This window comes from Pseudomonas sp. NBRC 111127 (genome assembly GCF_001320345.1).
Lineage (GTDB): Bacteria > Pseudomonadota > Gammaproteobacteria > Pseudomonadales > Pseudomonadaceae > Aquipseudomonas > Aquipseudomonas juntendi.
The window spans coordinates 1-5,036 of record NZ_BCBD01000240.1; the positions used below are offsets into that span (position 1 = coordinate 1).

Consider the following 5,036-nt stretch of genomic DNA (forward strand, 5'->3'; position numbering starts at 1 on the left):
ACTGGCGACAGATAGTGAGGTTATGCACTGGACGCCAACTCGCCTAAAGAGGTCTCGATCACCATCAGCTCTTTTCGGCGCACATCGATCTTCCGACGCAGTTGCTCGACACATCCGTGTACGCACTTGCTATCGCCTGCATCCAACGCCCTGCAAAGTCGCGTTAACTCGTCGAGCCTGGGTCCCGACTCGAAGGCCACGCGCAGGAAACGCAACCGTTCCAGTGTTTTGGCATCGAAAACGTTGTAGCCACCTTCGGTTCGCCAGGCGGGATGCAACAACCCGCGCATCAAGTAGTCGCGCACAACATGCACGCTTACGCCTGCATCTTCAGCAAGCTTCGAAATCGAGTAGGCATTCATGCCGTGTTTCGCTCGCTGTCTTCTAACAGCTTATGCGCGATCAGATGTCCGAGACCGAATGCATTCTCGACAGGCACGAGCTCTATCCCCGGGTGCGTCGAAGCCCATGCATTTGCAACAGAAGGCGATGCAAAAAAATGCACATGACAGCAAAAGGAACAGCGAATGTCGGGTGAAGCATCCGGCGTTAGCAGAGACACCATTGTTTCCGCCGGTTCAACCTGAAGCACTGCTTCTGGCGCAACTGTGAGCGTAATCGGCCTGCCGGTGGCAGCACAGCGCGACGTGACACGGGCTGTTTTGCCAATCAAAGCGGGAAACATCAAGGTGTCGAGCGCACACCAGGTGTATAAACGGCGGCCATCCACTTCAAAAACGTGAGGGGTTTCGCGTAGCGTCAGGGCCAGTCCAATGATATTGCCCTGCTCGTCATATTCGGTACCGGGCGCCGGCTCAAGTACAGTTGCAACCCTCTGCCCAGACCATCCGAGTGCGGTGCCGAGCGCTTCGCGTGACACAGGCCTTCCCATCACAAGCTGACGAAGCAGGGTGACGAAGAGGGTTGCGAACTCTTCTGGATGATTGCCAGATGAGAGGCTCTCGGCAATCTTTTTGGAATATATAGTCTTGTCCAATTTCCACCTCCAACATCCAAGCAGCGGTTACGCGGCATAAACCCACCCTTGGCGATTACATGCCGCGCTTTTCAAAGATCACGTCAGCGTGCGCTTTGCCGGCGTTTCCATTCCTGGACCAGCAATTGCGCTTGCTGCACCTGTTCGGGCTTCATTTGAGCCGCATAGTCGGCAATGACTTTTGCTGCCGTTGGTTCTCCTGACGCTGCTGCCAGACTCATCCACTTGTAGGCCTGAACCTGGTCGCGCGCGACCTCACCGAGCCCCTTCGCAAACAGTTGAGCCAGCCTGACTTGAGCCTGCGTGTGTCCCTGCTCGGCAGAGAGGCGGTACCACTTGAACGCCTGTGCATCGTCGGCAGGAGCCGCACGCCCTTTCTTATACATACCGTCGACTTCGCTTGCGTAGAGGCGCCCCAGGTTGAACTGCGCATCAGCTTCACCCTGCTCGGCCGCCCTGCGAAACCACTGGATCGATGCAGCATGGTCTTGTTTTACGCCCATACCGCATTTGTAGGCAAGACCCATGATGTTCTGCGCCATGGCATCGCCCGCCCTCGCTTTCTTTTCCCAGCCGTCGACGGTCTCCGGCGCCAATGTTTCGATCGCTGCTCCCAGCTTAGAAAAGTCGTAGGCCGCCAGCGCATTGTTTGACAAGCCAAACGCTGCAGTACCCGCCAACAGAATGGTTAAGCATGCACGGGTGCAACGTGCTGTTAGTCTAATATCGCAAAACATAAAAACTCCTCTGTCGCTCTTTTCGTGTCCTTGGTTTAGCCCGCACAGCACGATAGCTGTGTCACATCCTTCGAGAAAGTCTGTGCCACCAGTTTGAGACCTTCCACCATGGTGAGGTAGGTGAAAAGTTGGTTGGCAAGATCCTGGACGGTCATGCGAGCCCGGATGGCAATCGCGGCAGTCTGGATGATCTCGCCTGCTTCCGGTGTTACAGCCTGAACCCCAAGAATGCGTCCAGATCCAGCCTCAGCGACAAGCTTGATAAAGCCGCGCGTGTCGAAGTTGGCGAGTGCACGCGGCACATTGTCGAGCGTGAGAGTACGACTGTCGGTTTGCAGGCCGATGCGCTGGGCTTCTGCTTCACTGTAGCCAACCGTGGCAACTTGCGGATCAGTGAACACGACTGCCGGCATAGCGTCGAGATCGAGCGTTGCGTCGCCGCCGGTCATGTTAATGGCCGCACGAGTGCCGGCCGCTGCCGCCACATAGACGAACTGCGGCTGGTCGGTGCAGTCGCCGGCCGCGTAGATGTTCGGGCTACTGGTGCGCATGCCCTTGTCGATGACGATGGCCCCCTGCGCATTGACGGCTACCCCCGCCGCTTCCAATGCCAGGCTGCGCGTGTTCGGTGTCCGGCCGGTGGCGACCAGCAGCTTGTCGGCGCGCACTTCGCCCTGTCCAGTGGTCAGCACGAATTCGCCGTCCACATGGGCGACTTGGCTGGCTTGCGTATGTTCCAGTACCTTGATTCCTTCGGCACGGAAGGCGGCTGTGACGGCCTCGCCGATGGCAGGGTCTTCGCGGAAGAACAGCGTGCTGCGCGCAAGGATCGTGACCTGGCTACCCAGCCGGGCGAAGGCTTGCGCCAGTTCCAGCGCCACCACCGACGAGCCGATGACGGCCAGGCGTTCGGGAATGGTGTCGCTGACCAAGGCCTCGGTCGAAGTCCAGTAGGGTGACTCTTTCAGGCCCGGAATCGGCGGCATGGCCGGACTGGCACCCGTGGCGACCAGGCAGCGGTCGAACATCACGACGCGCTCACCACCCTCGTTCAAACTAACGATAAGGCTCTGGTCGTCCTTGAAACGCGCTTCACCGTGCAGAACGGTGATGGCTGAATTGCCGTCCAGGATGCCTTCGTACTTGGCATGACGGAGTTCTTCGACACGGGCCTGCTGCTGGGCCAGCAGCCGCTCGCGCAAGATCGTCGGCGGTGTGGGTGGCATGCCGCCGTCGAATGGGCTTTCCCGGCGCAGATGGGCGATGTGGGCGGCGCGGATCATGATCTTGGACGGCACACAACCGACGTTGACGCAGGTGCCGCCGATGGTGCCGCGCTCAATCAGCGTGACCTGCGCGCCTTGCTCGACGGCCTTCAGTGCTGCCGCCATCGCGGCTCCACCGCTGCCGATCACGGCGACTTGCAACGGGCGCTCGCCGCCGCTGCCCTTGTCGGCGGCACCCATCCAGCCGCGCACCTTGTCGAACAGCCCAGTGCGGTTGTCGGTCGGCGGGGCATCGGCGAGCATCGCTTTGTAGCCCAGGCCAGCCACGGCGGCGGTCAGTGCGTCCGGCGCTGTGCCTGGATCAAGGGCGAGCTGGGCCGCGCCCTTGGCATAGGACACTATGGCAGATTGGACGCCGGGTACTTTTTCCAGCGCTTCCTTGACGTGCGCCGCGCACGAGTCGCAGGTCATGCCGGTGATTTTTAGATGGGTCATGCGACAGATCCTTTTTCGTTTGTGGTAGCAGACAAGGGCGTCAGATGTGCTGCGCTGCCGTTTTCAGTGCCTCACTTCTTGACGCTGGACGGATAGCCTGCGTCTTCGGTGGCCTTGGTCAGCTTCTGCACGCTGGTCTTGGCATCATCGAAGGTGACAACCGCTTCGCGTGTCTCGAAGGTCACGTTAACTTTGCTGACGCCTTCGACCTTGGAAATCGCCTTCTTGACGGTGATCGGGCAGGTGGAGCAGGTCATGCCCGGTACGGACAGCGTGACGGTCTGGGTGGCGGCGAACACGGGGGCAACGAAAGCGGCGAGAGCGAGGGAGGCAAACAGTTTTTTCATGATGAACTCCTGGTTAGTAGAAAAATGGCATGACGTAGGGAAAACCAAGCGCGACCAAGACCAACACGGCGACGAACCAGAAAATGAGCTTGTAGGTGGTGCGCACTTGCGGAATCGCGCACACCTCGCCCGGCTTGCAGGCTGCGGTCGGTCGGACGATGCGCCGCCAGGCAAAGAACAGTGCAACCAGCACCGCGCCGATGAAGATCGGGCGATAAGGTTCCAACACCGTCAAGTTGCCGATCCAAGCGCCGCTGGACCCCAGGGCGATCAGAACCAGCGGCCCCAGGCAGCAAGCCGAGGCGAGAATCGCCGCAAGCCCCCCGGCGACAAGAGGGGCGCGCCCGTTTGATGGTTCAGACATGCATTTCTCCTTTCGAGCATTTGATCGATGGTTTAAGGTTAGTCCCGTAGTCATGTACGGAATCAAGCGGTATGAAAAACAATTTGGAAAGCCTGACCATTGGCGCTTTCGCCAAGGCGGCCGGGGTCAACGTGGAAACCATCCGGTTCTATCAACGCAAGGCGCTGTTACCCGAACCGGACAAGCCCTACGGCAGCATTCGCCGTTACGGTGAGGCGGATGTCGCCCGGGTGAAATTCGTTAAATCCGCGCAACGGCTGGGCTTTAGCCTCGATGAAGTGGCCGGGCTGTTGAGGCTGGATGACGGTGCTCACTGCGATGAAGCGCGTGTGCTCGCCGAGCAGAAGCTTGGGGATGTGCGTGGCAAGCTCGCGGATCTGCGACGGATCGAGTCAGTTTTGGAGCAACTGGTTCACGACTGTTGTGCGAGCCACGGGACTGTTTCCTGTCCGCTGATCGTTTCGCTGCATGGGGACAACTCGGGCGTTAACCGAGGATTTCCCGTTGCGTAAGGCGCCCCTGTTGGTCGGCTTGCGCTTAGAAAAAAGCGGCGCTCAATGAGCGCCGCTGAATGGCCAAAGGAGCACTTGCAAAGGGCACAGTTTGGTATTGCTATTTGCCCTCGCGCCTCAGCAGAGTGGGCTCACGTTGCATCTGGTCGAGTAGCACAGGCTCTACTTTGCAGGCGGACAGGCGGGCTGCGCTTCGCTACGGCCTGCCGCCGTGGGGCCCAGTTGCTTAATCTCCTTGACGGTTTCCGCCACCAGGGTCGCTTCAGCCCTCTCGCGTGCAGCAATTCGCTCAATCGCTCGGTCGCTCCCGCCCTCGGCCCATACGGTGGATGACAGCAGAGTCGCACCCACTACCAGC

General features: G+C 59.6%; 8 protein-coding genes. 1 reads left to right on the forward strand and 7 read right to left on the reverse strand.

Translation table 11 applies throughout. The annotated features are described in order from the left end of the window. Positions 1–20: 20 nt before the first annotated feature. The 6 genes from merD to merT form a co-directional block, all read right to left on the reverse strand. Entirely contained in the window at positions 21–362 is a 342-nt protein-coding gene (merD, locus tag APH30_RS25980; protein WP_033869424.1) for a mercuric resistance transcriptional repressor MerD, read from the reverse strand. Next, a complete protein-coding gene (gene merB, locus APH30_RS28505; protein WP_063977244.1) occupies positions 359–997 on the reverse strand; it encodes an organomercurial lyase MerB in 639 nt (212 codons plus the stop codon). The genes merD and merB overlap by 4 nt, the downstream gene beginning before the upstream one ends. 83 nt (positions 998–1,080) lie before the next feature. Continuing rightward, positions 1,081–1,734, reverse strand: a complete 654-nt coding sequence (gene merG / locus APH30_RS25985) for a phenylmercury resistance protein MerG (protein WP_033869423.1) — start codon at positions 1,732–1,734, stop codon at positions 1,081–1,083. A 35-nt stretch (positions 1,735–1,769) separates the two neighbouring features. After that, positions 1,770–3,455, reverse strand: a complete 1,686-nt coding sequence (gene merA, locus APH30_RS25990; protein ID WP_034036508.1) for a mercury(II) reductase — start codon at positions 3,453–3,455, stop codon at positions 1,770–1,772. Positions 3,456–3,526: 71 nt separating this feature from the next. After that, on the reverse strand, positions 3,527–3,802 hold the full coding sequence (merP, locus tag APH30_RS25995; protein ID WP_003131872.1) for a mercury resistance system periplasmic binding protein MerP: 276 nt from the start codon (positions 3,800–3,802) through the stop codon (positions 3,527–3,529). Positions 3,803–3,815: 13 nt separating this feature from the next. Next, positions 3,816–4,166: a mercuric ion transporter MerT gene (gene merT / locus APH30_RS26000; RefSeq protein ID WP_054914137.1), complete on the reverse strand. Its 351-nt coding sequence runs from the start codon at positions 4,164–4,166 to the stop codon at positions 3,816–3,818. A 71-nt stretch (positions 4,167–4,237) separates the two neighbouring features. Here merT and merR point away from each other — a divergent pair, with 71 nt between their 5' ends. After that, on the forward strand, positions 4,238–4,678 hold the full coding sequence (merR, locus tag APH30_RS26005; protein ID WP_003131870.1) for an Hg(II)-responsive transcriptional regulator: 441 nt from the start codon (positions 4,238–4,240) through the stop codon (positions 4,676–4,678). 162 nt (positions 4,679–4,840) lie between these two features. Here merR and APH30_RS29810 read toward each other — a convergent pair whose 3' ends face one another. After that, on the reverse strand, positions 4,841–5,029 hold the full coding sequence (locus tag APH30_RS29810) for a co-regulatory protein PtrA N-terminal domain-containing protein (protein ID WP_277910777.1): 189 nt from the start codon (positions 5,027–5,029) through the stop codon (positions 4,841–4,843). Positions 5,030–5,036: the final 7 nt, after the last annotated feature.

Excerpts from the sequence above, each read along its gene's own strand:
- merD (WP_033869424.1), bottom strand. The coding sequence starts at position 362 with ATGAATGCCTACTCGATTTCGAAGCTTGCTGAAGATGCAGGCGTAAGC.
- merG (WP_033869423.1), bottom strand. The coding sequence starts at position 1,734 with ATGTTTTGCGATATTAGACTAACAGCACGTTGCACCCGTGCATGCTTA.
- merA (WP_034036508.1), bottom strand. The coding sequence starts at position 3,455 with ATGACCCATCTAAAAATCACCGGCATGACCTGCGACTCGTGCGCGGCG.
- merP (WP_003131872.1), bottom strand. The coding sequence starts at position 3,802 with ATGAAAAAACTGTTTGCCTCCCTCGCTCTCGCCGCTTTCGTTGCCCCC.
- merT (WP_054914137.1), bottom strand. The coding sequence starts at position 4,166 with ATGTCTGAACCATCAAACGGGCGCGCCCCTCTTGTCGCCGGGGGGCTT.
- merR (WP_003131870.1), top strand. The coding sequence starts at position 4,238 with ATGAAAAACAATTTGGAAAGCCTGACCATTGGCGCTTTCGCCAAGGCG.